This window comes from Ensifer sp. EB106-05-01-XG146 (genome assembly GCF_058791875.1).
On the sequence record NZ_JBYTDX010000001.1, the window covers coordinates 2005684 to 2030151 of the forward strand.

Sequence of the window (24468 nt, forward strand, 5' to 3'; positions counted from 1 at the left end):
CAGTTTGGCGAGGCGGCAGGTCATGAGCGCGAAGGTCGAACAGTCCGGCTGCATTGTCAAGGAGGACCCGCTCCTAGCGACGACGTGCCTGCGCTCCCCGATCGTCGCAGCAACGCCTCGATCTTGCAATTTTCAGTTGTTTACAGTTACTTGGCCGCATCAAATCCAATCTTGCAGCAGGCCTGGCGAAGGCTGCTGAAGATTGCATGACGCCGTGCGCGGCACGCGCTTCGACAGGCTGATACAGCGCTCGCCGGCAATCCAATCCGCTTAGCCCAAACTTGAGCTTCCGCTCAGTCCGGACATGAGCTTCCGCTCAGTCCGGACATTCCGCGCCGGTATCCACCCAGGCCGTGATCAGCGCGGCGAACTCCGGTTGCGAACCGGGCGGCGCGCTGCGGCCCTCACCCGGATGCCAGGCCCAGCCGACCAGGTGATCCTCGCCCATGTGCTTGATGAGATCGGCATGGGAGCGGTTGCCGTTACGCTCGGTGTCCTTCACCTGTTCGCAGATCTCGCGAACGGTGAGGCCCTGCCAGGCCATGCTTTCGGGCGCCAGCTGCCAATGGGCGTTGCCGGGGATGGATTTCAGCCGGCTGCCGACGATCGCCCGGTTCTCCGCGCCGTGGCAGGTGCTGCAGGCAAGGCCGGCCGGCCCCATCGAACTGTCGGCGGCGATCATCAGTGGCACATGCGGGTGCATGTCCTCGCCCTGCGTCGGGCTGCGCGTTGCCGGGTGACAGTTGATGCAGCGCGGATGGGTGAGCACCCGGCTCGCCTCGGCAAAGATCGCCTTCGAGCGCTGGCGCGCGTCGGTGATCGAGGCAAAGTCGGCCGCGCCTTTCAAGGCGCCGCCGCTGGCGGTTTCGGCAAAACCGCTGACCGGCTCGAAAGTGGCGATGAGACCTGCGGCCACGAGCGCGGATGCAAGCGAGAGAGCAAGAGCGGGCCTGTTCATGGTCACACCCTCCTCAGGTCGCCCTGGTCGATCGGCAGGGTTCTGAGCCGCTTGCCGGTCGCCATGAAGATCGCGTTCAGAAGCGCCGGCGCCACGCCGGGCGTGCCCACCTCGCCGATGCCGCCGGGCGCCTCGGCGCTCGGCACGATATGCACCTCGATCGGCGGCGTCTCGTGAATGCGCAGGACAGGCGCATCGTCGAAATTACCTTCGACCACCGCGCCGTTTTCGACGGTGATGCGCCCGTAAAGTGCCGCACTCAGGCCGTAGACGACGCCGCTCTGGATCTGCGCTTCGACCGTGTCCGGGTTGATCACCTGGCCGCAATCGACCGCGCAGACGATACGCTCGGTCTTGAACCTGCCGCTCCCGTCGAGGCTGACTTCGGCGACCATCGCCGCGAAGCTGCCGAAATCCTCGGCAACCGCGATACCCCGCCCCCTGCCCTTGGCAAGCGGGGTCGACCAGCCGGCCTTCTCGGCTGCAAGGTCGAGCGCGCCGAGCAGCCGCGGCTTGTGCTGCAGCAGCCGCCGCCGGTATTCGAGCGGATCGATGCCCGCCAGTTCCGCCAGTTCGTCGATTCCGCATTCGACCGGGGGAATGTTGCGGGTGGCGCCGACACCACGCCAGTTACCGGTGAGCATGCCATCCGGCGCCTCCTGGCGGGCAAAATCGGTCTGCCTGTTTTCGATCGCATAGGGCGTTTCGGCCCCTGCCATCTGGTCGAGGTCGACACCGTCCTTGGTAAAGCCCGGGAACCAGCGCGCCATGACCGACGGGCCGATGACCCGGTGCCGCCAGGAGACCGGCATGCCGTCGGCCCCGAGCGTCGCCGTCACCTTGCTGTAGTTGAGGTAACGATAGCAGTCGTGACGGATGTCCTCCTCCCGGCTCCAGGTCACTTTCACCGGGCCCTTCACCTGCTTGGCGATCTTCGTCGCGAGGATCACGCCGTCGACATCGAGCCTGCGGCCAAAGCCGCCGCCGAGCAAGTGGTTGTGCACGACCACCTTTTCGACCGGCAGGCCGGTCACGTCGGCCGCCGCCTGCCGTGCCCGGCTCATGATCTGCGTCCCCACCCAGACCTCGCAGCCATCGGGGCGCACATGCACGGTGCAATTCATCGGCTCCATGGCGGAATGGGTCAGGATCGGCATGCGGTAGACGAATTCGTGCACCGGCCCATGCTCGGCCTCGGCCTTGGCGACATCGCCTTCGCTGACATGCGGCAGGGCCTTGCCGTCGATCGCCGCATCCATGAGGTGCTCGAGTTCGGCTTGCGAAACCGAGGCGCTCGGCCCCGGATCCCATTCGATCGAAAGGGCCGCGAGCCCCTTCCGCGCAGCGCCGGTATTGTTGGCGACGACCGCGACGGCCTCCTCGATGCGGACCACCTGGCTGACGCCCTTGATCGCCATGGCCGGGGCCTCGTCGACTGAGCGCAGCTTGCCGTTGAAGTGCGGACAGATCGCGATCGCCGCATAGGAGACGCCATCCGGGCGGGCATCGATGCCGAATTTCGCCGTGCCGTTCACCTTCTCCGGGCTGTCGAGACGATGCACCGGCTTGCCGATCACCCGGTAGCTGGACGCCGGCTTCAGCGGGACCTCCTGCGGCACGACTTCAGAGGCCGCAGCCGCAATCAGGCTGCCATAGGCGGCGCGCCGGCTGCCGGCGGTCTCGACCACATGTCCCGCCTCGGCCTTGCAGGCGTCCGGCGAAACGCCCCAGTCGCGCGCCGCAGCGCCGATGAGCATGATGCGGGCCGCAGCACCCGCCTTGCGCATCTGCTCGTAGACACCGCGGATCGCAAAGGAACCGCCGGTGATCTGGTCGCCCAGCAGCGGATTGGCATATTGCTTGGGGTCGGCCGGCGCATGTTCCAGCACCACCTGGTGGAGCCCGACCTCCAGCTCTTCGGCAAGCATCATCGCGACCGCCGTATAGATGCCCTGCCCCATTTCCACCGAGGGCATGACAAAGGTGATCTTGCCTTCCTGGGGAATGCGGATGAAGGCGTTCGGCGAAAAGGGCTCGCCCGCCGCGACGGCCGCCTGCGGCCTGAAGCCGATCACCAGCCCCGCGCCGGTCAGCGATGCGCCGATCAGAAGCTGGCGGCGCGATAAGGAAAGGTTCGTTCTGTCGAAGATGGACATGGCATCACCCCCGCGCCGCAAGCTTGATGGCTGCACGAATGCGCGGATAGGTGCCGCAACGACAGATGTTTCCGGCCATGACGGCATCGATGTCGTCGTCGGTCGGCGTGGGATTGGCGGCAATGAGCGCGGTCGCCGACATGATCTGCCCGGATTGACAGTAGCCGCACTGCACCACGTCGATGTCGAGCCAGGCCTGCTGCACCCGTTTGCCCTCGGGCGTGTCGCCGATCGCCTCGATCGTGGTGATCGGTTTCTCCGCCGCCTCTGACACCGGCATCACGCAGGAGCGCGCCGCCTGCCCGTCGACATGCACCGTGCAGGCGCCGCACATGGCGATGCCGCAGCCGAATTTGGTTCCGGTAAGCCCTATCGTGTCGCGCAGGACCCAGAGCAGAGGGATATCGCCGTCCACATCGACGGCATAGCTCTTTCCATTGACCGTGAGGTTGTAAGGCATGCGACCATCGGCCCCTCAGGGCCGCTCCCCTGTACATGCGAAGGCGCGAAAATACCAACAAGGGCGACGATCGGCCAAATTACATTCTTGTGAGGTCCCGTCGGGAAAATCCCTCCGCCGCCGCCGCCGGACGCCATGCGTAGAGGAACGAGCGCTGCTGAAACGAAATCGGGATGCGCCGCGGCTGGTGACCAGCTCAGGCACATCCCGATGATATCAATAGTTTTTTTTAAGCCGAAATCAGAGGAGATTGGTCTCGACGTCGATGTTGCCGCGCACTGCCTTGGAGTAAGGGCAGATATCATGGGCGGCGTGGATGATGTCGTGCGCAACGTCGCGGTCGAGACCATCCAGGCGAACGTTCAGGCGGGCACGCAGGAAATAGGAGCCGTCGTTGACGTTGAGATCGATCTCGGTATCGACCTGCGGCCCGGCCGGGAGCTTCACCTTGCGCTGCAGCGCTGCGAGCTCGATCGCTCCCAGGTAACAGGCCGACCAGGCGGCACCGAACAGGTTTTCCGCGGCCGGATGCGGCTGGGTGAGCTTGAGTTCCAAAGTGCCGTCTTGGCTGATGGTGCCGCCGTCGCGGCCGCTGGTGTTGTGGGTCTTGCCGGTGAAAAGAAGCTTCTCGGTCATGTCATTTCCTCTCTGTTTGATTTTTTATCGGATCCGCTTTAATCGGATGCGATGTTTATAGATGAAGCGTGAGACACCGTCAACACCATTGCGATTTAATCGGATGCGATTTATATTAAGTGCAGACAACGAAAAGGAAAAAAGATTCCCATGTCCACGTCCAAGACTGCCAAGGACCCTGGCACTGCATCGGCCAAGGGCGCCAGGAAGCTTTCGAACTTCCTGTGCTTTGCGATCTACTCGGCAAATCTTGCCTTCGGCCGCGCCTATAAGCCCCTGCTCGACAAGCTGGGCCTCACCTATACCCAATACGTGACCCTCGTGGCGCTGTCGGAAGAGGACGACCAGACGGTGAGCACGCTTGGTGAAAAGCTCTTTCTGGAATCGAACACGCTGACGCCGATCCTGAAGAAGCTCGAGGCTGACGGTTACCTTCAGCGGCGCCGCGATCCCGCAGACGAACGCCAGGTGCGGCTGACGCTGACGCCGGCCGGCCAGGCGGTGGTGGATGCCGAGCCGGGTGCGGCGCTGACCGACGTGATCGGCCTCGGTGACGACTTTGAGACGGTGCAGCAATCAGTGGCAAAGCTGCGCGACAACCTGCTAGGCGCTGGTCAGCCCGGAAACCGGAAATAGTGAAGGTCGCTGAAACGCCCGCCTGCCGCTGCCGCGATTATCGCTCGCGCAAAGGCCGGCACGGCGATTGGAGCGGCCAGCATCACGCGCAAGGGCGGCTCTCCGCCGTCCTTGCCGCTTGGCCGGATCAGGCACTCAAGCGCTCACGCGGCACCATCATTTCCGCCGCTTTGGCGTAACCGCCGTCCATGCCGTCAAGAAAATGTAAGTGCGCATCCGGTCGCGCCGACGGCACAAGGCAGGTCATCAGCGCGTGGCTCTGCCGATGCAGCCCGAAGATCACCTCGCCCCGCGCCTTGGCGGCCGCAAGGATCGCCTCGATGCGGTCGATCTGCTCCGTCGTGCAATCCACCGTCAGGCGCAGGCCGTCGTCATATTTGCGAAAATCGGAACTGGCGGCCACTCCCGCCCAGCGCTCGGGCGCAACCCGCACCCGCGCGTCCTTCGGCACACCCATTTCCTCCGGCAGAGGATGCGACTGCCGCGGCCCTTGATCGAAGACAGCGATCACCGCGCGCGCCACGGCGGCAAAGCGCTCGGGCGTCACGTCGTCGGCGGGTTCGGCCAGCAGCGACAGGATCTGCCCCTGCCGGCTTGGAAACGGCCGCCATTCGCAGGCAAGGCCGGTCAGATCCGGTTCGGCTCCATGGCTTTCCGGCGAAAGCAGGTAGCGCCCCTGCTTCAGCTGCCGCTCCGCCCATTTAAGCCCACCGCCGGCAAACATCGCATAGGTCGCGTTTTCCGATGCGGCATAGCGGGCGATGCGCACATCCTGGCCATGGTCCCTGATATCCCGGACCGTCAGCAGGCCGACGCGCAAATCGAGACCAAACCGGTCCCTTGCGAAGGCGGCGAGCTGCCGCAGCGCCGAAGCTGCCATTGTCGCCCCGCCGGGCGCCAGCGCAAAGGCCGCGCCATCGCCGCGAAACACGAAGGGAAAATCGAAATCGCCGCGCGCATTGCCGATGGCGGCAATCACCGAAGCGCCGACATAGTTGACGTCCTCGTAGCGCCCGGCCCGGATCGCGCCGGTGGAATTCACGACGTCGGTGATGCCGATCAGCCAGTCGTCCGGCAGCGGCTCGTAGACATCGGGATCGAGCACGCGGGAAAACTCGCGATAGGCGCGAACGGGCGTAGCGTCACCAGTGTTGTGCATGTCCATTCTCCGTACCGACGAACCGAGCAAACCTCTTGGCCGCCTGCTCCGGCAAGCGCCTCCGATCATCCGGCACCGCCAATTAGATCGGACGCGATATAAATACCGAGCAACAGCAGAATGTCAAGATGACGCTATTAAATCGGATACGATAATAATAGCTACTAATCCAAGCGATCAAGCCGATACGCTTAAAGGTCAGGAAATCGCCACGACCTCGAGTTCCTGGTCGCCGACCGTGACGAGGTCGCCCACTGCCTTGCCCATGAGGATGCGTGCCACCGGCGAGACATAGGAGATCGATCCCGTCTTGGGGTCTGCCTCGTCCTCGCCGACGATCCGGTATTTTTGTACCCGCCCGTCGTCCCGGCTGAAGGTCACCGTGCTGCCAAAGGCGACGATCTCGTTGGAGGCAGGTTCGGGCATCAGCTGTGCGGTGCGCAGCCGTTCGGAGAGATAGCGCACGTCCCGCAAGGGTCCCGCCTGCTGCCGCCGCTTTTCGTTCACGTCGTCGATCGTGGCTGCCGCTTCATAGGCGACTCGCGCCTCCTGCATCTGGGCCTCCAGCGCCGTCAGCCCCGCCTTTGTCACCAGGTTCGGATGCGGCGAAACCGCCCGGTCCGGCAGCAACGTTTCGGCGGCGGTTTCGGCACTTTCTTCCTTGGTGAAGGCAACGCTCAATCTTCAAAACTCCGTATCGCGGGCAAGAGGCCGGCTTCATATCGGCCCCGGACCGGCCTATCAACACTATAAGCCGCTTGCCCGCCCGCCAGCCACCGGAATGTCCATCTCCTGCCGCGTGGCCGAAGCCGGGCCGCGATTGCACCACGCGTGCATCCTGCCCTCTCCTAGTCGCCGCCGGAGACCACCAGCTTTTGCTTCGCGCCGCCGCCCGAACGCGCGATCGCATCCACCACCCGCACACGGAACTCCGCGGGTTCGGCTTCCACCGCCTCGAGTGCCGCACGCACGCCCAGTTCGACGGCAGCGTGGACGGCGGCCGCATCGGCGCCTTCAAACACGGCGATCGCGATTTCCAGACCATCCGGCAGTTGCACGAACTGGAATTGCCGCACCCCGGCCGCACCCGTCAGCGGCGAGCGAAGCCGGTGGGCGTGCACATTGACCGTTCCGCCACCGCGCCTGGGCAGCCGCAGCGTCTCTTCTCTTCGTCCGGCAATCGACCCGATCCGCCAGAACGGCAGGCCGCAGCGGCACGGCTCGGTCGCCATCGCCACGATGTCGGAGATCTCGTAGCGCACCAGCGGCAGCGCGCGATTGGCAAGGGTCGTCACCAGCAGCTTCGCGCCCTCCACGCCGTCGGGTACCGGGCGGTCGTCTCCGTCCACCACCTCGAAGACGAAGCTGTCTTCGGCGAGATGCAGCCCGTCGCCAAGCAAGCATTCGTGGCCCATGGGTCCCGCCTCGGTGCAGACATAGCTGTCGGCGATGGCCGCCTGCCAGGTCTCGGCCGCAAGCTCGCGCACCTCCTCCGTCAGCGTCTCGGCACTGGTTCGGAAAAGCCGCGGCCTGATCCTCAGCCGCCCCGCCTGCTGCTCGCCCACCAGGACGCGCACGAAGGACGGATAGGTCGAGATCACCTCGGGCTGGTTCAGGTTGAGGCCCTCCACGATCTCCTCGATCGGCATCAGCACGTTGAGCCGGGGCGCCGGCGGCCTCAACGCCCGAAGCTCCACGCCGATATGGTAGGAAATATGGACCGGCGACGAGGCGAATATGGCAACACTGCGCGTCGTCTCGTCGATGCCGACGATCGCCTGGAAACGTACCATGTTGGCGATGGCCGATAGCCAGGCTGCGGGATCGAAGACCGCGACCCCACGCTCGCCGGTCGTGCCGCCCGTGGCAACGGCTCTGTATTCACCAAGCAGAAGCGAGCCGGAAGACTGTCCACTGAGGTGCCCCTCGACCAGTTGCCGGCTCAGCCTCAGGTCGGTAACGATCCGGTCGAAATTCTCCATAAGCGCCCGCTTCGTCAGCACGGGCAGGTCCTTGAGTGCGGCCCCCTGCGCCAAGCGGTCGCCAATGGTTTCGCGATAGTAGGGTGACGCACTGACCGCATGCTTCAGGGCGGATTGCAGCGTGCCGCCTTGAAACGATCGCAACAACTCCCGCGACCATTCCGAGCGTAGCAGACGCTCCCGTGCCGTCTTCAGCAGAAGGTCGCGATCGAGCGTCGGAGACGCGGCGGTGACTGGAGACATCGGATCAATCCTCGTGTCCTGCTTCAGCCTGGAACCGCGCCAACTGCAACCGGGCACGGTCAAAACGTCGGCATGCGGACGAACCGTCGCTCCGGCAGATGGAATCGGAGCCCCTTGCCGCGGAAAGCGGAATCGGCCCGCCTGCCCGCTGCAACCGGGATTTGCGGCGAAACGTCCAATTGCACCTCAGGGCCTTGATTGTATCGCGAAAGCGGGGATCTATGCGGCTGCAACGCGAAAAAGCCGCCCCGCCCCAGTCTCGACGCAGGGCGACCAGGCTTCGGCCGGATTCGTCGCGGCGCGATCAGGAGGAGAAAAGCAGTTGGCCGAGCCGTTTGTCGTCTACGGAGCCTCAGGCTCAGGATCGGTTCCGATCGAGGCCGTTTTGAGCCTCATCGGCGTGCCCTACCGCGTCGAGGAACACGCCCCCTGGGAAGGAAAAGCAGGAGGCGGACAGGCTGGCGCGCATCAATCCCCTGTGCCAGGTTCCGGCCCTCGCACTCCCGACCGGCGAACTGATGACCGAAAGTGCCGCGATCCTGATCTGGCTCGCCGATGCCTATCCCGAGGCCCGGCTGGCACCGGCGGTGACCGACGCAAGACGACCGGCGTTTCTCCGATGGATGACCTTCGTATCCGCCGCCATCTACGCGCTCTATTGGATCACCGACGACCCGTCCCGCATCGCCGAACGGGAAGAAGACCACGCAACCGTCAAGGCCCGCGTGTTCGACCGCGTCGCCCATTGCTGGCAGCGAATGGGCGCGGAACTGCAACCGGGCAAATACCTTCTCGGCGATGAACTGTCGGTCCTCGACCTCTACGTCGCCACTGCCTCGCGCTGGTCACCCGGCCGCCGCCGCTTCTACGAGGTCGCCCCGACCCTTGCCGACATCGTCCGCCGCGTCGATACCGATCCGAAGCTCGCGACGCTCTGGGCGGAACGCTTTCCGTTTACCGAGGGCTGGGAGCGTTGAGGGCAGGAAACCTCGTTGATGTCGTCGCTGCAGCCGCAGCGCGATGGACATCCGGCCGACCGCTCAGAGCGGCATTCTGCCCTCCACGATGGCCCTGAAATAGGCCACGCCGAAAGGAATGGCATCGTCATTGAAATCGAACCGCGCATCATGCACCGACGCGCTGTCGCCATTGCCGATCAGCATGATGTTGCCTGGGCGCGCTTCGAGCATGAAGGCAAAGTCCTCCGAGCCCATCAGCGGCTCCAGAGCGTCGTTGACGTGCGCGTCTCCGACCAGGGATCGCGCCACGCTGACGGCAAAGGCGGTCTCGCTGCCATGGTTCACGGTCGGCGGAAACATGCGTTTGTAGGTGACCGTGGCGCTGGCTCCGTAGGCCTCGGCAATCCGTTGCGCGATGGAGGTAACGCGCGCCTCTATCAGGTCTCTCGTGCCGGGATCGTAGGTCCTGGCCGTCCCGCCCATCTCGGCCGATTGGGGGATGACGTTGCCGGCCTTGCCTCCTGCCATCCAGCCGACCGTGACCACGGCACACTGACGCGGATGGACGTTGCGGGAAACGATCGTCTGCAAGGCCAGAAGTATGTTGGCGCCGACCACCAGCGGATCGACGCTGACGTGCGGGGAAGCGCCATGTGCGCCCTTGCCGTCGATCCTGATCCTGAAGCCATCGGCCGAAGCGGCCAGAGGTCCACAAGCGGTGGCAAACTGCCCGATCGGCAAACCGGGCTCCGTGTGCATGGCATAGATCTCGTTGATTCCGAAACGCTCCATAAGGCCATCGTCGATCATGGCCTTGCCACCGCCGCCGCCCTCTTCGGCCGGCTGAAAGACGACCACGGCCGTGCCGTCAAATGCTCGCGCCTCGGCCAATTCCCGCGCGGCCCCCAGCAACATCGCCGTGTGGCCGTCATGACCGCAGGCGTGCATGACGCCCGTTGTCCTTGACGACCAGGCGGCCCCTGTCGCCTCCTCGATTGGCAAGGCATCCATATCCGCCCGCTGGCCAATCACCCTGCCGCTCGACCGCTTCTGGCCGTGGATAACGCCCACGACGCCCGTCCGACCGATGCCGGTCACGACCTCGTCGCATCCGAACGCGGCGAGTTTGGAACGCACGAGCTCCGCCGTCCTGTGGACGTCGAACTGCAACTCCGGATGGGCATGAATGTCGCGCCGCCAGGCAACGACATCGCCATAATCGGAACCGACGGCCGGCATGGAGCCTCCCTTTTCCTGAGCTTGCGGCTGCAAATGGCTCGGCGGTGAAAGATATGGCGTTTGTGAAGGGATGCAACCTGCGCCCTCCATACAACCGGTCGGCTTGTCACGTGGCGACCGCATGATATGCATTCGGCCTGTTCACCATGAGCACCCCATGACCGACGAAGCCCCACCACCGCTCCTGACCGAAGACGACCTGCGCCACATCACCCGCTGGGCGATCCTCTGCGCCGCCCGCGCCCTGCCGGTCTTCGAGGCGGCGGTACCGGGCGATACCCGGCCGCGCGAGGCGATCGCCGCGGCTGTCGCCTTTGCCGAGGGCGGTCCGCGCACGGCCGTCTTGCGCAAAGCCGCCTGGGGCGCCCAGGCAGCGGCGCGCGCGGTTGACGATCCCGCTGCCAAGGCTGCCGCCCGCGCGGCCATTGCTGCGGCCGGTGCGCCCTACACCCACCCGATCGAGACGCCGCACCAGATCAACCATGTGCTCGGCCCCGCCGCCTACGCCATCCAGGCGCTGTCGATCGGAACAGCCGACGAGGCAGCCGCCACCGAAACGGAACTCCGGCAGCTGATCGCGCTCGCATCGACGGAAATCCGAGGCATCGTCGGCAAGTTGCCGGGACGAAAGCCCAGCAAAGGCGCCTTTCACGCCCTGCTCTACCGGCTCGACACGGCGCTGCGTCGCTGATCGCGGATCAGGAACCCTCGCTCCGCCACCCATTTGCAGGATCCCGATCCGTCGGGCCTCCCCGCTCCTTTTTCGCCTCGTCACTGAGCCAGGCGATCACGGTTTGAAGGCTGGGCGACTTTCGGTAGCGCGGCCAGACCAGATAGAAGTCCGAGGGCCCGGTCATCGAGCCCTCGAACAGCCGGATGAGCCGCCCTTCGGCGAGATCGCGCGCGACGAAATCGCGGTTGGCAAGAACGATCCCCTGGCCTGCCGTCGCCGCCTCGATCGCGTGCGAGGTCTGGTTGAAGCTGATGCCCTTGAACGAGGCCTGCCGGCTGCCACCGAAATGCCGCTCGATGAACTCCGGCCAGAAATTATGGGCGTCGTGCAGCAGCGTGTAGCCGGCCAGTTCCTCGGCGGTTTTCGGCGCCGGCCGCCCGGCAAGCAGCATCGGGCTGCAGACCGCGACGATCTCCTGCTCGAAAAGCAGTTCCACCGCAAGCCCCGGCCCGAAGGGTGGCCGCCCATAGCGCACGGCGAGATCAACGCCATCGGCCTGGAAGCTCGACATGCGGTCGGTCGCCAGAATATGCAGGTCGAGATCCGGATGCCGCGCGGTGAAATCGGGCAGGCGCGGGATCAGCCATCGCGACGCGAAGGACGGGGTGGTGCTGATCGTCAGCCGCACCGGCTGGGGCTTCAGCCCGTCGGTCGCCCGCGCGATGATCTCCAGCGCCCGCCTGACATCGGCGATATAGGCGCGTCCCTCGCCGGTCAGCGCCAGCGCGCGCGGCAACCGCTCGAAGAGTTTGACCCCAAGCTCGGCCTCGAGCCCGCGGATCTGCTGGGCGACGGCCCCTTGCGTCACGCCCAGCTCCTCGGCTGCGAGGCGAAAGTTCAGGTGACGCGCGGCCACCTCGAACACTTTCACCCCATTCAGCGAAGGGAGCTTTCCCGGTGCATCACTCATCGGATAGTTTTTCTACTGCCATATGAAAGCGAAATTGCTTCGTCGTCGCATGGAGGAGATGGTATTTCAATGGCAGCACCCGCGAAAGCGGCATTCCACGAATATGGATGAGGAGATTGGTAAAATGGCAGTAGAAAAAGTGGCCGTAATCACCGCCGGCGGCTCAGGCATGGGTGCCGAGAGCGCCAGGCGTCTGGCAGCCGATGGCTACAAGGTTGCGATCCTCTCCTCCTCCGGCAAGGGCGAGGCGCTCGCCGCCGAGCTCGGCGGCATCGGTATCACCGGCTCCAACCAGTCGAACGACGACCTGAAGCGTCTTGTCGATGCGGCCATGGAAAAATGGGGCCGGATCGACGTGCTGGTCAACAGCGCCGGCCATGGCCCGCGCGCCCAGATCCTCGAAATCACCGACGAGCAGTGGCACACCGGCCTCGACGTCTACCTGATGAACGTCATCCGCCCGGTCCGCCTCGTCACGCCGATCATGCAGAAGCAGAAGGCGGGCGCGATCATCAACATCTCCACCGCCTGGGCCTTCGAGCCCTCGCCGATGTTCCCGACCTCCGCCGTCTTCCGCGCCGGTCTTGCCTCCTACACCAAGATCTTCGCCGACACCTATGCGGCCGACAATGTGCGCATGAACAACGTTTTGCCCGGCTGGATCGACAGCCTGCCGGCGACCGAAGAGCGCCGCGATGCAGTGCCGATGAAGCGCTACGGCACCAGCGCCGAGATCGCCGCCACCGTCGCCTTTCTCGCCTCTGATGGTGCCGCCTACATCACCGGCCAGAACCTGAAGGTGGATGGCGGCCTGACGCGTTCGGTCTGAACGCGAGCCACCCCTTTTACTCCCGTCGCGCGCCTCTCAGGGGCGCGCGCCAGCCATTGTCGTACCCCGCTCAGGCCGTCACGGCCGGCGCGGCGTTGATGGCAGCATCGGCAAGCCGATCGGCGGCGGGTGCCCTCAACGGCAACGTCAGGGTCACGCGGAAATGGGCCGGGGAGACCGGTCCGGCGATGAGCGAACCGCCCTCGGGGAAGCGCGCCTTGACACGCTCTTCGACATTCGCAAGCCCCACACCGAGCCCGGATCGCTTGACCATCGGCAGGACTTCGCCGGCATCGGACACGTTGTCGACCGAAAGCTGCAGCCGGTCCTCCTCCTGCGACGCGCTGATCGTGATCTTCAGATCGCCGGACGAGCGCCCGAGCCCATGCTTCACGGCATTCTCGACGAGCGGCTGCAGGATCAGGCTCGGCACCAGCGCCGTTCTCAGCTCCTGCGGAATGTCGAGCGTGACGCTGATGCGATCGGAGAACCGCTCTTTCTCGATCGCCAGATATTCCGATTGCAGCGCCAGTTCCTCCGAAAGCGCCAGATCCCGCAGAGGATCCATCTCCAGCGTCTTTCGCAGAAACGACGACAGCGAAAGCACCACGCGGCTCGCCTGAGAGGAGGCGCCCTCCTCGATCAGACCGACGATCGAGTTCAGCGTGTTGAACAGGAAGTGCGGATTGATCTGGTAGTAGAGCGCCTGCATCTTCGCGGTCAGCGCCTCTTCGCGCGAGATCGCCAGCCGGCGCTCCTGCGCCCGGACCTTCAGATTGTACATGTAGGCGATGAAGAAGCAGGACCAGCCGAAGAACAGCGAGACGCCGTAAAACAGCGTGTAGCAGAAGTTCTCGATCGTATAGTCGACACCGACTGCGGGCTTCACATAGGTGAACAGGTGATAGTCGATGGTGGTTGCAACCGTCGACGCCAGAATGGACAGGACGGCCGACACGAAAACCTGGGCTGCGATGTTCCGCGCGCGCATCATCGCCACGATGTGCGAAATCATCAGCGTGATCAGCACGCAAACCAGCGACACCACGAGCTTGATCGGCGCGTAGTCGACCGGATTGACGCCCAGCACCACCCAGAGCCCGCCGGTCATGAAGAACTCGGCCGCCCAGAAGGAGAGCACGAGCTTGATCACGCGTGAGAAGAACGCCGCGGCGCTCGTGTCCGAATGGTCCATGTCGAAGGTTTTTCGGTAGAAACTTCCAAGCACCATTGTTCCGGCCACCATCCGCATTCGGTCATTCGCGTCGTTCAATCTATTTGCCTCAATTAGCGAAAATCAACCAATGCAGGCAAATCAACCTTTGTACGCCACAGGAATAGAAGGCGCTGCGGGCGCGCTGAGGTTCCCCTGCGCGGCCACACAGACGCCAGCATAGTGGTCAAGTCGGCCCCCTCAGTCGCTTCGCCGGGCCACCCTCTGTGCGCATGTTCGTCGCTATCCCGTTGTCTTTCCTTGAGAAGCTCCTATTTCCCTGACGAAACCGCGAAAAAGGAGTTCCGCATGAACCGAAACGGCCTCTATCTCGTCATCGCCCTGCTTGCCGTCGCCGTCGTCGGCCTCGGCATCTATGTCTACCAGGAAGAGACGAAGCCGGGCGTCGAGATCAAGATCGGCCAGGACGGCGTTTCGGTTCAGGAAAACTAAGGACGCAGGCAACAGACGCGAACGACGAAGCGGGAACGGACCTCAACCGGCCGCCGCGTGAACGCGTTGCGCTGCCAGAGCCGCCTGTTGACCATGGCAAAGGCCTCGCCCTATACCGAACCTGCTCGCCTGAACTGAGCAGAGGAATTGTCGATGCTGGAGCTTGTTCTCACCCACTGAGCGTCTCGACCGGTCGAGACGCGAAACCGCGCCACCGGCGAACGATACCCGTCATTCGCGGTCGACAGCGCGCGACTGAAGGGTTTCAAGAACAGGTTTTTGACAATGACCACCATCGACATACGCTCCGAACGAGCGACTGACATCGCAACCATCCGGCAGATCACCAAGGCCGCTTTTGCGCCGATGGCCTATAGCAGCCAGACGGAGGCCGAAATCATCGACGCGCTGCGCAACGCCGGCGCCTTGACGATCTCGCTGGTCGCCCTCGACCAGGGCGAAATCATCGGTCACGTCGCCTTCTCCCCGGTCACGATCGACGGGGAGGACAAGGGCTGGTTCGGTCTCGGCCCCGTCTCCGTCAGGCCCGACCACCAGAAGAGCGGTACCGGCGGCAGGCTGATCCGCGAAGGCCTTGCGCGCCTTGCAAAGACCGGCGCCAAGGGCTGCGTCGTTCTCGGCGAGCCCGACTACTACAAACGCTTCGGCTTCGAGAACCACGCCGCCCTGCGCCTTGAAGGCGTACCGGCCGAATACTTCATGGCAAAGGCGTTCGAAGGTCCGGTACCGTCAGGGCGCGTCAGCTTCCACGCGGGCTTTGATGCAAGCTGATTGACCTGACGACATGCCTCGGAGCGCGATGTGGAAGCACATCGCGCTCCGATACTCGCCTGCTTCCTCGTCGCCGAGAAGGGACGCCTGTTCGGCGACGCCAGCGTCAGCACCGCGCCGGCGCTGGACGCATGAGCATCTTGATTTTGCATCCCGAATGACTGTCCATGGCGACAACCGTCGCGACTCGCTGCTGCCAGGCGATCACGAGAGACCGCGACATCCCGAAACGCCAAAGGTGCCGCGTTGACTGCAAGCCTTTCCTTCACCGCCGCGCTGCTGCTTGCGGCCGCATCCGCCTCTGCGGCGATGGCAGGCGAGACGAGCACCGCGCCCTCGGGCACCTATTGCGGCCAGCTTTCCTCCGCCGGCGTGCTCTCGGACGCCGAGACGCATTTCGAAACCGCTGCCGATGGCACGGTCGTCGGCAAATACGTGTTCTCCGATCAGGGCCAGTCCGTCGACGGTGAACTCGCCGAAACCGGCGACGATGGCGACGGCAGCGATCTCACCCGAAGCTTCATGTGGCGCGACAAATACGGCTACGGCCAGTTGATCGTCACCTTCACGCCGGATTTCTCCGAATTCGACGGCAGGTGGAATGCCGGCGGATCCGAGTTCCTGCCGTGGAACGGCCGGCGGTGTCATCAGACGATCAGCTAGAGCGCGCCAACAAAGCGAGCCCAAACCGCATCGCCGCCTCACGCCGCAATCACCGCCCGCATCAGCCCCTCCAGCCAGTCGGCAAACACCTTGAGCCGGCGCGACAGATGCTGGCGGTGCGGGTAGAGCAAAGCCATCGGCATCGGCGCGGCGACGTGATGCGGCATCACCTCGACCAGCTGGCCCGCTCTGATGTGATCGATCACGTCATAGGCCGGGATCTGGATAAGGCCGAGGCCGGCGAGGCAGCAGGCGATGCTGCCTTCGGCGCTGTTGACGCTGACCCGGCCGGCAACCGAAACCGTGCGCGCCTCGCCGTTCTCCATCCATTCCCAGTCCTCCACCCGGCCGCTCGAGGGTGAAGCGTAGTTGACCGCGACGTGGGCGCTGAGATCGTTGGGCGTCTCCGGCGTGCCGTGGCGCTCGAGATAGTCGGGGCTTGCGACATTGATCAGCCTGAGTGTGCCGAACGGCCGGGCAATCAGGCTCGAATCCTCGCGCGGTCCGACACGCAGCGCGCAGTCGACGCTTTCCTCGATCAGGTGCACCGCCCGGTCGGTCATGCCGAGATCGATGTCGATGCCGGGGTACCGCGCCAGGAACTCCGGCAGCGCCGGCGCCACGATCAGCCGGCCGATGCGGCTCGGCAGGTCGACCCGCAACCGTCCGGTCGGGCCGGAGGTGTCGCGGCGAAACAGGTTCTCCGCCTCGTCCATATCGGAAATCAGCCGCAGGCAGCGCTCGTAGAAGGCTGCCCCATCCTGCGTCGGCGCAACCTTGCGCGTGGTACGATGGAGAAGTCGCGTGCCGAGCCGTGTTTCGAGCGTCTGCACCGCCGCCGAAACCGAGGAGCGCGGCAGGCCCAGCGTGTCGGCCGCGCGGGTAAAACTCGCGCTTTCGACGACACGGGTGAAGATGCGGAAAAGCTCGATCCTGTCCATGCCGGCGCGCGACGCCTCACCCCCATTGTTCGTCATTCCTGACAAGTCATGTCACGTTCGGGGACTTTATGCCAGCAGCGCCGACGATATTCTCCTGGTCGCGATGCCGGTCGCATCACCGACCGCTCACGTCGGCGGCGATAAGGCCCGCACCCCATGAAGCAAGAGACACGACGTCCGCAACGAGCGGCGGTCGCACAGGCGGCCCGTACCGGAGAGCGGGGCGATTTCGGGCAAATGCGTAGCCCCGCCCGCCGAACGAAAGCATCCGCCATCAGGCGCACAACAGGAGAAACCCATGGCAGACCACAGCATCAACGGCAAAACCGCCCTCATCGCCGGCGGCGCGAAGAACCTCGGCGGCCTGCTCGCACGCGATCTTGCCGCACACGGCGCCCGTGGCGTCGCGATCCATTACAACAGCGCGGCGACGAAGGCGGCAGCCGATGAAACCGTGGCGGCGATCAAGGCGACCGGTGCCGCGGCCCACGCCTTCTCCGGCGATCTCACCAGCGCCGCCAATGTCGAAAAGCTCTTTGCCGACGCCAAGGCGGCGCTCGGCAGCATCGACATCGCCGTCAACACCGTCGGCAAGGTGCTGAAAAAGCCCTTCGTCGAGATCACCGAGGCCGAATACGACGAGATGAGCGCGGTCAATTCGAAGTCCGCATTCTTCTTCCTGCGCGAGGCCGGCAGGCACGTCAGCGACAACGGCAAGGTCTGCACGCTGGTCACCTCGCTGCTCGGCGCCTTCACGCCCTTCTATGCGGCCTATGCCGGCACCAAGGCGCCGGTGGAGCACTTCACCCGGGCAGCAGCCAAGGAGTTCGGCGCGCGCGGCATCTCCGTGACCGCGATTGGACCCGGCCCGATGGATACGCCCTTCTTCTACCCGGCCGAAGGCGCCGACGCCGTCGCCTATCACAAAACCGCATCGGCCCTTTCGGCCTTCTCCAGGACCGGCCTCACCGACATCGAGGACATCGTCCCCTACATCCGCTTCCTCGTCTCCGACGGCTGGTGGATGACCGGCCAGACGATCCTGGTGAATGGCGGCTACACGACGAAGTAGGCCGGAGGACCTGGCACCGGAGCGTCCGCCCAGCGTCTCTCTCCCCGCTTGGCGGGGAGAGATGTCCGGCAAGACAGTGAGGGGGCAGCTTCGGCGCAGGGCAACCCTTGGTGAGCGGCGGCCCTGTCCCCATCCCGCCCCACAAAATTCGATTGGAATTTTAGAACGTTATGTAATGTGATGGGCAAGGCCGCAGGGCGGACAACCGATTTTGATGGATGAATTTCATGCTGCGTTTCCACCTCCTCTGCCGCCATCTGCTGGCGGGCCTCGTTCTCGTCCTGACCCTCGCCCTGCCTGCACTCGCCGAGACGACGCCTCCGCCGGTCACCGTGATCCTCACACCCGGCCAGAGTGCTGCCGAGATCGAGGAGACCTTGCGCGCCGCCGCCAAGGCCGGCGGGTCGGTGACCGTCGAGTGGCGCGACGCTGCGGCGCAGGCCTCGGGCGAAACGCCGACGCCCGCTGGCGCTGGCGTCGCGGCACCGGCGCCCGCGTCGGGGGGTGCGGCCACGCATCAGGCTGCACCCGCAACCACGACGCCTGAACCAACGTCCTCGCCCGATCAGCCGGACACGCTCGACACGCTTTCCGCTCGTTTTGTCAATGGCTTGCAGATGGGCGTTGCCGGTATGTCCGGCATCGCCGGGGTGATGGCTGACGTTGCGGCAGGCATCCGCGCCGAGGGCTGGTCGGTGGTTTCGGTAACAGCCGTGGCCCTGCTCGCCGTCGCAGCCGGCCTTGCCGCCGCCTTTGCCAGCCGGCTCCTCATCCACCGGCTGTTCGGCGCCTCGTTCGAAGTGGTCGATCTGCTCCACCGCATGCGCGCCTCGCTGATCCGGCTTGGCTTCGACATCGCCTATCTGGCGATCTTCGCCGTGGCCGCTCATGCCGTTGCCCGCCTGTTCCTGACGCCGGCCACTGCCTCTGCCGAACTCGCCCACGCCCTCATCACCATCGCCCTCGCCTCCGTGGTGTATGCGGTCGGCGCCCGCTTCCTGTTTGCGCCGACGCGGCCCGAGATCCGCCTGCTCGATATCGCCCACCCGCGCTTCCACGCCAACATGCTGACCGCCTATGGGGCGATCGGCGCCATCCTCGGCGCCAGCCTGCGCTTTGCCCACCAGCGCGGACTGGAGAACGCTGCGACCGATGGCTGGCTGTTGATCGGCGTGACCCTGTTGACGCTGTTGAAACTCTATTGGTTCATCGCCGGCGCCGGCGATATCCGCACGGTGTTTGCCGGTGAAAACCCAGGCCCGGTGCGCCGCGCCATCGCCTTCGGCGTGCCCGAATTCTATGCGGCAAGCGCCATCGTGCTCTGGCTGATGAGCGTCATCGTTGCCGGCAGCCCGAACAGCGCCGCCTGGAGCTTTGCCGGCGGCACGACACAGATCATTCTGCTCGCGCTTCCGATCCTTGCCTTCGGCATCCATTCGCTGGCGGGGGCTGCCGCCGAGCGCCGGCGCACGCCGGCCTCCCACGCGCTGCACGCGGCGATTTCGGGCAGCGTCCAGACGGCGCTTGCCGGCGCCATCTGGCTGATCGGCCTGCATCTGATCATCACGCTCTGGCGCCCGGTGCTCGTCCAGCATGATACGGCCGGTGCCATCGGCTGGATCGTCATCCTCGAGCGCATCAGCCTTGCGGTGGTCGCGAGCTGGGTGATCTGCAGTTTCCTCTGGAAGAGCTTCGAGGCCTTCGCGCCCACCGCCCGCCTCGCTTTGCCCGGCGACAGCGAGGACGATACGGTGGTCCACCAGCAAAGCCGGATTTCGACCATCCTGCCGCTCGTCCGCAACCTCATCTTCGGCGGTATCTTCGCCGTCACCAGCCTTGTCATCCTTTCCGCACTCGGCATCAATATTGCGCCGCTGATCGCCGGCTTCGGCGTGCTGGGTCTCGCCCTTTCCTTCGGCTCGCAGACGCTGGTGAAGGACGTCGTCTCCGGCATCTTCTTCATCGCCGACGATGCCTTCCGCGTCGGCGAATATGTCGATACCGGCAAGCTCAAGGGCACGGTCGAGCGCATCTCGCTGCGCTCGCTCCGGCTGCGCCACCAGAACGGCCAGATCCACACGATCCCCTATGGCCAGCTTCAGGCGGTCACCAATTTCAGCCGCGACTGGAGCACGGTGAAGTTCGAGTTGAAATTCGAGCGCGATGCCGACCCCGAGAAAATCCGCAAGACCATCAAGAAGGTCGGCCTTGCCATGCTGGAGGATCCCGAGATCGGCGGCGAATTCCTGGTGCCCTTGAAGATGCAAGGCATCCAGGACGTCACCGAAAACTCGCTCGTCGTGCGCCTCAAGTTCACCGCCCGCCCCGGCAACCCCAGCATCCTGCAGCGCGAGTCGATGAAGCGCCTGCTGCCGGCGCTGCGCGAAGCCGGCCTCGACCTCGCCTCCAACGCCGTCACCGTGCGCTCCGGCGCTGCCGGTGCAGCCGAGGCGGAAGCGGCCGCCGCCAACCTGGCGCTGGCGAAAAAGCCGGCAGCGGCCGAAACGGCGGAGGCGGAGGGATAAGCAGGCAGTCGATGGCGACAGCGGCATGGACATGCCGTAGCTGCCGCGAGACGCAACCTGCCCCACCCTGTCCTTGAGCAACCGAGCTGGGACGTGACAACGTCCGCCAACGGCACGCGTCCTCCACCGATCTCGGTCCGGCGGCGAAGACACGCAATCATTCCACGCGCCGCGACGACCTTTGCGTGTATGGTGGGTCGCGCGGGCGCGGCAGCAGCGCCTTTCGATGGAGCGTCAGGAATGGATAACGATCACCTCTGGTACTGTCTCGTCGGCACGAAGGATACCAACACCGGCATGGCCCGCTTCCTGCTGGCCGTCGGCGCATTCATCGTGCTGTTCGGCGTCGTCTTCTGGATCCTCGGCCTGTAGAGCCGTTCGGCGGCCATCTCTTCAAATCGACATCGAAGGTCCAGAAGCCCGAGGAGATGCGAAGCGCTCCTCACGCGTCCGAATTCACACGGCTGCGCCGCTTCAGCCGCCCGTTGAACTTCTCGGTGGCCGGCCGCAACTCCGATCCGTCGTTCTCGCGCTACCGCTTCAACACGGCGTGTAGCTCCCCGGGGAAATCTCCGGCCCAGGACGGGCTGGAGCACACCGAAAAGCTGCATGCCTCCGCGATTTCCCGCTGTCCCCACGGGAACAATAGTCGGCCCCGCCCATTTGCTAGAACAGGTTCAACAAAAGGCCGGAAGGCCTTTGACCGGAAAGCACAGGGCTTCCGGATCGATCACCGCCCGGCGCAACGAAGGATCAAGGCCAGGCAAGAAGGAAGTCGGAGCAACGCCATGCGCATCATCCTGGTAGCCCTTGTCGCCTCAGTCATGAGCATCCTGGTGTTCAAATATGCCGATCATTCGCTTGGCAACACGCAGATCGTTGCAACAGCCGAACAGCTGGCCGCCCTTTAAGAACCTCCCGCTGATCGCGCTGCCGGTAGCAGAACGATGCTCCGGCCCGGCGCGACACCTCTCCATTCTCCCCATCTCTGGCTGAAGACGGCACTCGCGCTCGAAGCGCCACCACAGGGATTGCCTTTGTCCAGTCGGCGCGAAGGACATCGGTCGTGACCCGCCGACCGTTACCGTTTCCATCCCAGGCGTCTCTGGCAGCTGCCCCGCAGGCGCAGCGACATAGCCCCGCCACCGATCGTGCCCTGCCCGCCCGTCCCCGCTCCGGCCGAGGGCGCAATTGGGAGCGCCCAATTTCGCAACCTCTAATAGACACCGAACGATGGGAGAACGGTCCAAGCACGAAAGTGGTTTTCCCGTAGCCTCCTCCCCCAAATGGGGGAGGAACATTTCGTGAAACCACTCGACGCGTAAGCGCGCCTCTTGCTAACCGCTAAAGTTGTCTTACATAGGCATGGGCAACAATTTATACGATTGAATAGATGGACTTTCGTCTCGTCGCCGGCGGCATGTTTGTCGCTCTGCTGTGCGCAATCGCCATCGTCCTGTTCGCGCCGCGAACCGAGCAATATATGAGCTATTCCAAATATGAGTGGACGATCTCCGCGTTGCGCAAGCGCCCGGGCGCGCAGCGGCAATATGTAGAGGCATGCGTATCGGAGTACCTGCCCGACCTGAAGGACAATGCGCTTGAGGGAACGCCCTATTCCAGCCGGAAAGAAATGGCGGAGGACGTCTGCCGGCGCTACTTCAAAGTGTTCATCGATGGCAGGCTAACCTTCGCCGAATTCAACCGCTCGATGTACGAGGAGCTTCCATTCTCCGTGGTCGAGGAGGCTGAGCGCCGGGAGCCACGCCCTCCGCGCAGCAAGTGAAGGCCAAAGGCCTCGCCTCTGCACTCGCCGTAGCTGTTGGCTCACCCAGAACTTGGCCGTCAGCCCTGCGGGCGCCGGCGCTCGTGTTGAAGCGTCCCGGCGGTTCCTCGCAAACAGATCATGTCCCCATCCGCGCCCAAGGCATCGGAGGCGGCCATCCCACGAGCCGGCGCATTCACTGCGCGAGAAGACCCGAACGCCGGGCATCCGGCGGCGCGGTTCGGCGGTCGCCGGCAAACAACGGCCCGCCATGCGGCGCCAGTTCCAGTTCGGCAAGCCGGATCAGCTCTGCTGCCTGTCCTGCGCCCGCGTGGCGCAATGCCGTGTCGAAGCGTTCGGCAAGCGACGCGTCCGCCCGGACGAGCAACCGCGGCAGCCATTTGCCGCGCCCAGACCATCGCCCGCGGCCAAGCAGCATCAGATCGGCGAGCGGCTTCGTCAGTTCGGCGGCAATGGCGCGGATCTCGGCGGCCGGGCGTGCATCGCGCAGATCATCCACCAGATCGGTGATCTGGTAGCGTAGTCCGTCGCGTATCTCAGGCGTCAGCGGCGCCGGCCCTCGTTCCAGGCGCTGTTGCGCCCCGGCCTGAAGCGCTTCGGCACGCGCCCGCTCAGGCCCGATAGCAACGCCGCCCGCCACCATGTCCGCAAGCACCGGGCAACCGCCCGCCATATCCTGGTCGACAAACCAGTTGAGCGTCTCGAAGTCGTGCACGAAGGCCTCGATCGGAAAATCGTCGAAATGGAAGCTTTCCCGCCAGGCGGCCGGCAGGGCCTCGTGCAGCACCACCAGGTCGATATCCGAGGTCTGCGTACCCTCGCCGCGCAGGATCGAGCCCGCGACGATCGCAAAGATCGCCTGCGGAAAGCGTTCCGCGAGCACCGCCTCAGCCGCCATCACCGCTCTCGCCGCACGGCCTGGTGCCGCTGGCGCGTGCTTTGCCGCCTCATCGGCGGGCACACCCTCGTCGCTCATTCGAGCCTCCAAACGCAAGGACCCTCCCGATATGGCGTCATCACATCGGGAGGGTCCTTGAAGCAGGCGATGGATGCGTATGCTATTGCAGCGTGCGGGTCGGTGCAGGTTCTGCCGCCGGCTGGCCGACGGCGGCACCGGCCGGGTTGGCGGATGAGCGCGCGCCGTCGAGGCCGGTCGCAACGACGGACACGCGGAAGGTACCGTCGAGCGTACGGTCGAAGATCGAACCGACGACGATGTCGGCTTCGTCATAGACCTCTTCGCGGATGCGGGTCGCGGCTTCGTCCACCTCGAACAGCGTCATGTCCATGCCGCCGGAGATCGAGATCAGCACGCCGCGGGCGCCGCGCATCGACACTTCGTCGAGCAGCGGGTTGGCGATCGCAGCTTCGGCCGCCTTCAGCGCGCGGCCCTCGCCGGTCGCCTCGCCGGTGCCCATCATCGCCCGGCCCATGCCCTTCATGACAGATTTCACGTCGGCGAAGTCGAGGTTGATCAGGCCTTCCTTGACGATCAGGTCGGTGATGCAGCCAACGCCCGAATAGAGCACCCGGTCGGCGATCACGAAGGCATCGGCAAAGGTGGTCTTGGCGTCAGCGATGCGGAAGAGGTTCTGGTTGGGGATGACAATGACGGTATCGGCCGCCTCGCGCAGCCGCTCGATGCCCTGCTCGGCCGTTTCCATGCGGCGCTTGCCTTCGAAGCTGAAGGGCTTGGTGACGACGCCGACCGTAAGGATGCCGGCCTTGCGTGCCGCCGCCGCAATTACTGGGGCCGCGCCCGTGCCGGTACCGCCGCCCATGCCGGCGGTGACGAAGCACATATGCGTGCCGCCGAGGTGATCCATGATCTCGTCGATCGATTCTTCCGCCGCCGCCCGGCCGACATCCGGCAGGGAGCCCGCGCCGAGGCCTTCGGTCACGGCGGCGCCGAGCTGGATGATGCGCGACGACTTCGACATGGCGAGCGCCTGCGCGTCGGTGTTGGCGACCACGAAATCGACGCCCTGAAGCCCTTCGTTGATCATGTTGTTGATGGCGTTGCCGCCACCGCCGCCGACCCCGATCACGGTGATCTTCGGGCGCATTTCGGTGATCGTGGGCTTCTTGAAATCGGTCATGGCTTGTCTCCTAGAGCCAGCGCC

At 64.9% G+C, this 24468-nt stretch carries 24 protein-coding genes and 1 pseudogene; 12 read left to right on the plus strand and 13 right to left on the minus strand.

Features of this window, described 5'->3' with window-relative positions:
- Positions 1-316: 316 nt before the first annotated feature.
- The 4 genes from AC3WVQ_RS09940 to AC3WVQ_RS09955 form a co-directional block, all read right to left on the minus strand.
- A complete protein-coding gene (locus AC3WVQ_RS09940) occupies positions 317-958 on the minus strand; it encodes a hypothetical protein (protein WP_060583317.1) in 642 nt (213 codons plus the stop codon).
- Between the two features lie 2 nt (positions 959-960).
- Positions 961-3114 (minus strand): xanthine dehydrogenase family protein molybdopterin-binding subunit, encoded by a 2154-nt coding sequence (locus AC3WVQ_RS09945; RefSeq protein WP_090294108.1) that lies wholly within the window; start codon positions 3112-3114, stop codon positions 961-963.
- 4 nt (positions 3115-3118) lie between these two features.
- Positions 3119-3574, minus strand: coding sequence for a (2Fe-2S)-binding protein (locus AC3WVQ_RS09950; RefSeq protein ID WP_034793355.1), 456 nt, complete (start codon positions 3572-3574; stop codon positions 3119-3121).
- A 240-nt stretch (positions 3575-3814) separates the two neighbouring features.
- Positions 3815-4210, minus strand: coding sequence for an Ohr family peroxiredoxin (locus AC3WVQ_RS09955; protein ID WP_034793353.1), 396 nt, complete (start codon positions 4208-4210; stop codon positions 3815-3817).
- Positions 4211-4360: 150 nt separating this feature from the next.
- On the opposite strand from AC3WVQ_RS09955, the gene AC3WVQ_RS09960 reads away from it, so the two are divergent.
- Positions 4361-4846: a MarR family winged helix-turn-helix transcriptional regulator gene (locus tag AC3WVQ_RS09960; RefSeq protein WP_090294111.1), complete on the plus strand. Its 486-nt coding sequence runs from the start codon at positions 4361-4363 to the stop codon at positions 4844-4846.
- Positions 4847-4973: 127 nt separating this feature from the next.
- Here the strand turns inward: AC3WVQ_RS09960 and AC3WVQ_RS09965 are convergent, their stop codons facing one another.
- From AC3WVQ_RS09965 to AC3WVQ_RS09975, 3 genes are all read right to left on the minus strand, one after another.
- Positions 4974-6005, minus strand: a complete 1032-nt coding sequence (locus tag AC3WVQ_RS09965; protein WP_090294113.1) for a DUF3095 family protein — start codon at positions 6003-6005, stop codon at positions 4974-4976.
- 198 nt (positions 6006-6203) lie between these two features.
- Positions 6204-6686 carry a transcription elongation factor GreA gene (gene greA / locus AC3WVQ_RS09970; RefSeq protein ID WP_090294115.1) on the minus strand — a complete coding sequence of 161 codons (483 nt, stop codon included), beginning with the start codon at positions 6684-6686 and terminating at the stop codon, positions 6204-6206.
- 167 nt (positions 6687-6853) lie between these two features.
- Positions 6854-8230, minus strand: a complete 1377-nt coding sequence (locus AC3WVQ_RS09975; RefSeq protein WP_252160571.1) for a phenylacetate--CoA ligase family protein — start codon at positions 8228-8230, stop codon at positions 6854-6856.
- 443 nt (positions 8231-8673) lie between these two features.
- Between AC3WVQ_RS09975 and AC3WVQ_RS09980 the strand changes: the two are divergent.
- Positions 8674-9207 (plus strand): annotated as a pseudogene (locus AC3WVQ_RS09980) (glutathione S-transferase family protein); the annotation flags it as partial.
- 63 nt (positions 9208-9270) lie between these two features.
- Here AC3WVQ_RS09980 and AC3WVQ_RS09985 read toward each other — a convergent pair.
- Entirely contained in the window at positions 9271-10428 is a 1158-nt protein-coding gene (locus tag AC3WVQ_RS09985) for a M20 aminoacylase family protein (protein ID WP_110818633.1), read from the minus strand.
- 157 nt (positions 10429-10585) lie between these two features.
- On the opposite strand from AC3WVQ_RS09985, the gene AC3WVQ_RS09990 reads away from it, so the two are divergent.
- On the plus strand, positions 10586-11119 hold the full coding sequence (locus AC3WVQ_RS09990) for a putative immunity protein (RefSeq protein ID WP_110818634.1): 534 nt from the start codon (positions 10586-10588) through the stop codon (positions 11117-11119).
- 7 nt (positions 11120-11126) lie between these two features.
- Here AC3WVQ_RS09990 and gcvA read toward each other — a convergent pair whose 3' ends face one another.
- Positions 11127-12071, minus strand: coding sequence for a transcriptional regulator GcvA (gene gcvA, locus AC3WVQ_RS09995; RefSeq protein WP_110818635.1), 945 nt, complete (start codon positions 12069-12071; stop codon positions 11127-11129).
- A gap of 124 nt (positions 12072-12195) precedes the next feature.
- Between gcvA and AC3WVQ_RS10000 the strand changes: the two genes are divergently transcribed.
- A complete protein-coding gene (locus AC3WVQ_RS10000) occupies positions 12196-12900 on the plus strand; it encodes an SDR family oxidoreductase (RefSeq protein ID WP_034793321.1) in 705 nt (234 codons plus the stop codon).
- 70 nt (positions 12901-12970) lie between these two features.
- On the opposite strand, the gene AC3WVQ_RS10005 is transcribed toward AC3WVQ_RS10000, so the two are convergent.
- A complete protein-coding gene (locus AC3WVQ_RS10005) occupies positions 12971-14173 on the minus strand; it encodes a sensor histidine kinase (protein ID WP_110818636.1) in 1203 nt (400 codons plus the stop codon).
- A 249-nt stretch (positions 14174-14422) separates the two neighbouring features.
- On the opposite strand from AC3WVQ_RS10005, the gene AC3WVQ_RS10010 reads away from it, so the two are divergent.
- The 3 genes from AC3WVQ_RS10010 to AC3WVQ_RS10020 all read left to right on the plus strand — a co-directional run bounded on the left by AC3WVQ_RS10010 (position 14423) and on the right by AC3WVQ_RS10020 (position 16021).
- Positions 14423-14566, plus strand: a complete 144-nt coding sequence (locus AC3WVQ_RS10010) for a hypothetical protein (protein WP_034793319.1) — start codon at positions 14423-14425, stop codon at positions 14564-14566.
- A 294-nt stretch (positions 14567-14860) separates the two neighbouring features.
- The gene (locus tag AC3WVQ_RS10015; protein WP_110818711.1) at positions 14861-15358 is read left to right on the plus strand and encodes a GNAT family N-acetyltransferase; all 498 of its coding nucleotides are present in this window, start codon (positions 14861-14863) and stop codon (positions 15356-15358) included.
- A 246-nt stretch (positions 15359-15604) separates the two neighbouring features.
- Positions 15605-16021 carry a hypothetical protein gene (locus AC3WVQ_RS10020; RefSeq protein WP_246812720.1) on the plus strand — a complete coding sequence of 139 codons (417 nt, stop codon included), beginning with the start codon at positions 15605-15607 and terminating at the stop codon, positions 16019-16021.
- Positions 16022-16059: 38 nt separating this feature from the next.
- On the opposite strand, the gene AC3WVQ_RS10025 is transcribed toward AC3WVQ_RS10020, so the two are convergent.
- Positions 16060-16962 carry a LysR family transcriptional regulator gene (locus tag AC3WVQ_RS10025; RefSeq protein ID WP_060601308.1) on the minus strand — a complete coding sequence of 301 codons (903 nt, stop codon included), beginning with the start codon at positions 16960-16962 and terminating at the stop codon, positions 16060-16062.
- A 298-nt stretch (positions 16963-17260) separates the two neighbouring features.
- Here AC3WVQ_RS10025 and AC3WVQ_RS10030 point away from each other — a divergent pair, with 298 nt between their 5' ends.
- From AC3WVQ_RS10030 to AC3WVQ_RS10050, 5 genes are all read left to right on the plus strand, one after another.
- Entirely contained in the window at positions 17261-18034 is a 774-nt protein-coding gene (locus tag AC3WVQ_RS10030; protein ID WP_034793314.1) for an SDR family oxidoreductase, read from the plus strand.
- A gap of 227 nt (positions 18035-18261) precedes the next feature.
- Positions 18262-20559 carry a mechanosensitive ion channel family protein gene (locus AC3WVQ_RS10035; RefSeq protein WP_143034193.1) on the plus strand — a complete coding sequence of 766 codons (2298 nt, stop codon included), beginning with the start codon at positions 18262-18264 and terminating at the stop codon, positions 20557-20559.
- Positions 20560-20799: 240 nt separating this feature from the next.
- Positions 20800-20931, plus strand: a complete 132-nt coding sequence (locus AC3WVQ_RS10040; protein WP_255380500.1) for a hypothetical protein — start codon at positions 20800-20802, stop codon at positions 20929-20931.
- A gap of 416 nt (positions 20932-21347) precedes the next feature.
- Entirely contained in the window at positions 21348-21470 is a 123-nt protein-coding gene (locus AC3WVQ_RS10045; protein ID WP_255380501.1) for a hypothetical protein, read from the plus strand.
- Between the two features lie 482 nt (positions 21471-21952).
- Entirely contained in the window at positions 21953-22345 is a 393-nt protein-coding gene (locus AC3WVQ_RS10050) for a hypothetical protein (RefSeq protein WP_089043580.1), read from the plus strand.
- A gap of 175 nt (positions 22346-22520) precedes the next feature.
- Here AC3WVQ_RS10050 and AC3WVQ_RS10055 read toward each other — a convergent pair whose 3' ends face one another.
- Entirely contained in the window at positions 22521-23321 is an 801-nt protein-coding gene (locus tag AC3WVQ_RS10055) for a nucleotidyltransferase domain-containing protein (RefSeq protein ID WP_309139225.1), read from the minus strand.
- An 82-nt stretch (positions 23322-23403) separates the two neighbouring features.
- Positions 23404-24444, minus strand: coding sequence for a cell division protein FtsZ (gene ftsZ, locus AC3WVQ_RS10060; RefSeq protein WP_034793296.1), 1041 nt, complete (start codon positions 24442-24444; stop codon positions 23404-23406).
- Positions 24445-24468 lie beyond the last annotated feature (24 nt).

Excerpts from the sequence above, each read along its gene's own strand:
- AC3WVQ_RS10040 (WP_255380500.1), top strand. The coding sequence starts at position 20,800 with ATGGATAACGATCACCTCTGGTACTGTCTCGTCGGCACGAAGGATACC.
- AC3WVQ_RS09990 (WP_110818634.1), top strand. The coding sequence starts at position 10,586 with ATGACCGACGAAGCCCCACCACCGCTCCTGACCGAAGACGACCTGCGC.
- AC3WVQ_RS10000 (WP_034793321.1), top strand. The coding sequence starts at position 12,196 with ATGGCAGTAGAAAAAGTGGCCGTAATCACCGCCGGCGGCTCAGGCATG.
- gcvA (WP_110818635.1), bottom strand. The coding sequence starts at position 12,071 with ATGAGTGATGCACCGGGAAAGCTCCCTTCGCTGAATGGGGTGAAAGTG.
- AC3WVQ_RS10025 (WP_060601308.1), bottom strand. The coding sequence starts at position 16,962 with ATGGACAGGATCGAGCTTTTCCGCATCTTCACCCGTGTCGTCGAAAGC.
- AC3WVQ_RS09985 (WP_110818633.1), bottom strand. The coding sequence starts at position 10,428 with ATGCCGGCCGTCGGTTCCGATTATGGCGATGTCGTTGCCTGGCGGCGC.
- AC3WVQ_RS10045 (WP_255380501.1), top strand. The coding sequence starts at position 21,348 with ATGCGCATCATCCTGGTAGCCCTTGTCGCCTCAGTCATGAGCATCCTG.
- AC3WVQ_RS09940 (WP_060583317.1), bottom strand. The coding sequence starts at position 958 with ATGAACAGGCCCGCTCTTGCTCTCTCGCTTGCATCCGCGCTCGTGGCC.
- AC3WVQ_RS10035 (WP_143034193.1), top strand. The coding sequence starts at position 18,262 with ATGCTGCGTTTCCACCTCCTCTGCCGCCATCTGCTGGCGGGCCTCGTT.
- AC3WVQ_RS09960 (WP_090294111.1), top strand. The coding sequence starts at position 4,361 with ATGTCCACGTCCAAGACTGCCAAGGACCCTGGCACTGCATCGGCCAAG.
- AC3WVQ_RS09975 (WP_252160571.1), bottom strand. The coding sequence starts at position 8,230 with ATGTCTCCAGTCACCGCCGCGTCTCCGACGCTCGATCGCGACCTTCTG.
- AC3WVQ_RS10050 (WP_089043580.1), top strand. The coding sequence starts at position 21,953 with ATGGACTTTCGTCTCGTCGCCGGCGGCATGTTTGTCGCTCTGCTGTGC.
- AC3WVQ_RS09950 (WP_034793355.1), bottom strand. The coding sequence starts at position 3,574 with ATGCCTTACAACCTCACGGTCAATGGAAAGAGCTATGCCGTCGATGTG.
- AC3WVQ_RS10055 (WP_309139225.1), bottom strand. The coding sequence starts at position 23,321 with ATGAGCGACGAGGGTGTGCCCGCCGATGAGGCGGCAAAGCACGCGCCA.
- AC3WVQ_RS09965 (WP_090294113.1), bottom strand. The coding sequence starts at position 6,005 with ATGCACAACACTGGTGACGCTACGCCCGTTCGCGCCTATCGCGAGTTT.
- AC3WVQ_RS10010 (WP_034793319.1), top strand. The coding sequence starts at position 14,423 with ATGAACCGAAACGGCCTCTATCTCGTCATCGCCCTGCTTGCCGTCGCC.
- AC3WVQ_RS09945 (WP_090294108.1), bottom strand. The coding sequence starts at position 3,114 with ATGTCCATCTTCGACAGAACGAACCTTTCCTTATCGCGCCGCCAGCTT.
- ftsZ (WP_034793296.1), bottom strand. The coding sequence starts at position 24,444 with ATGACCGATTTCAAGAAGCCCACGATCACCGAAATGCGCCCGAAGATC.
- AC3WVQ_RS10030 (WP_034793314.1), top strand. The coding sequence starts at position 17,261 with ATGGCAGACCACAGCATCAACGGCAAAACCGCCCTCATCGCCGGCGGC.
- AC3WVQ_RS09955 (WP_034793353.1), bottom strand. The coding sequence starts at position 4,210 with ATGACCGAGAAGCTTCTTTTCACCGGCAAGACCCACAACACCAGCGGC.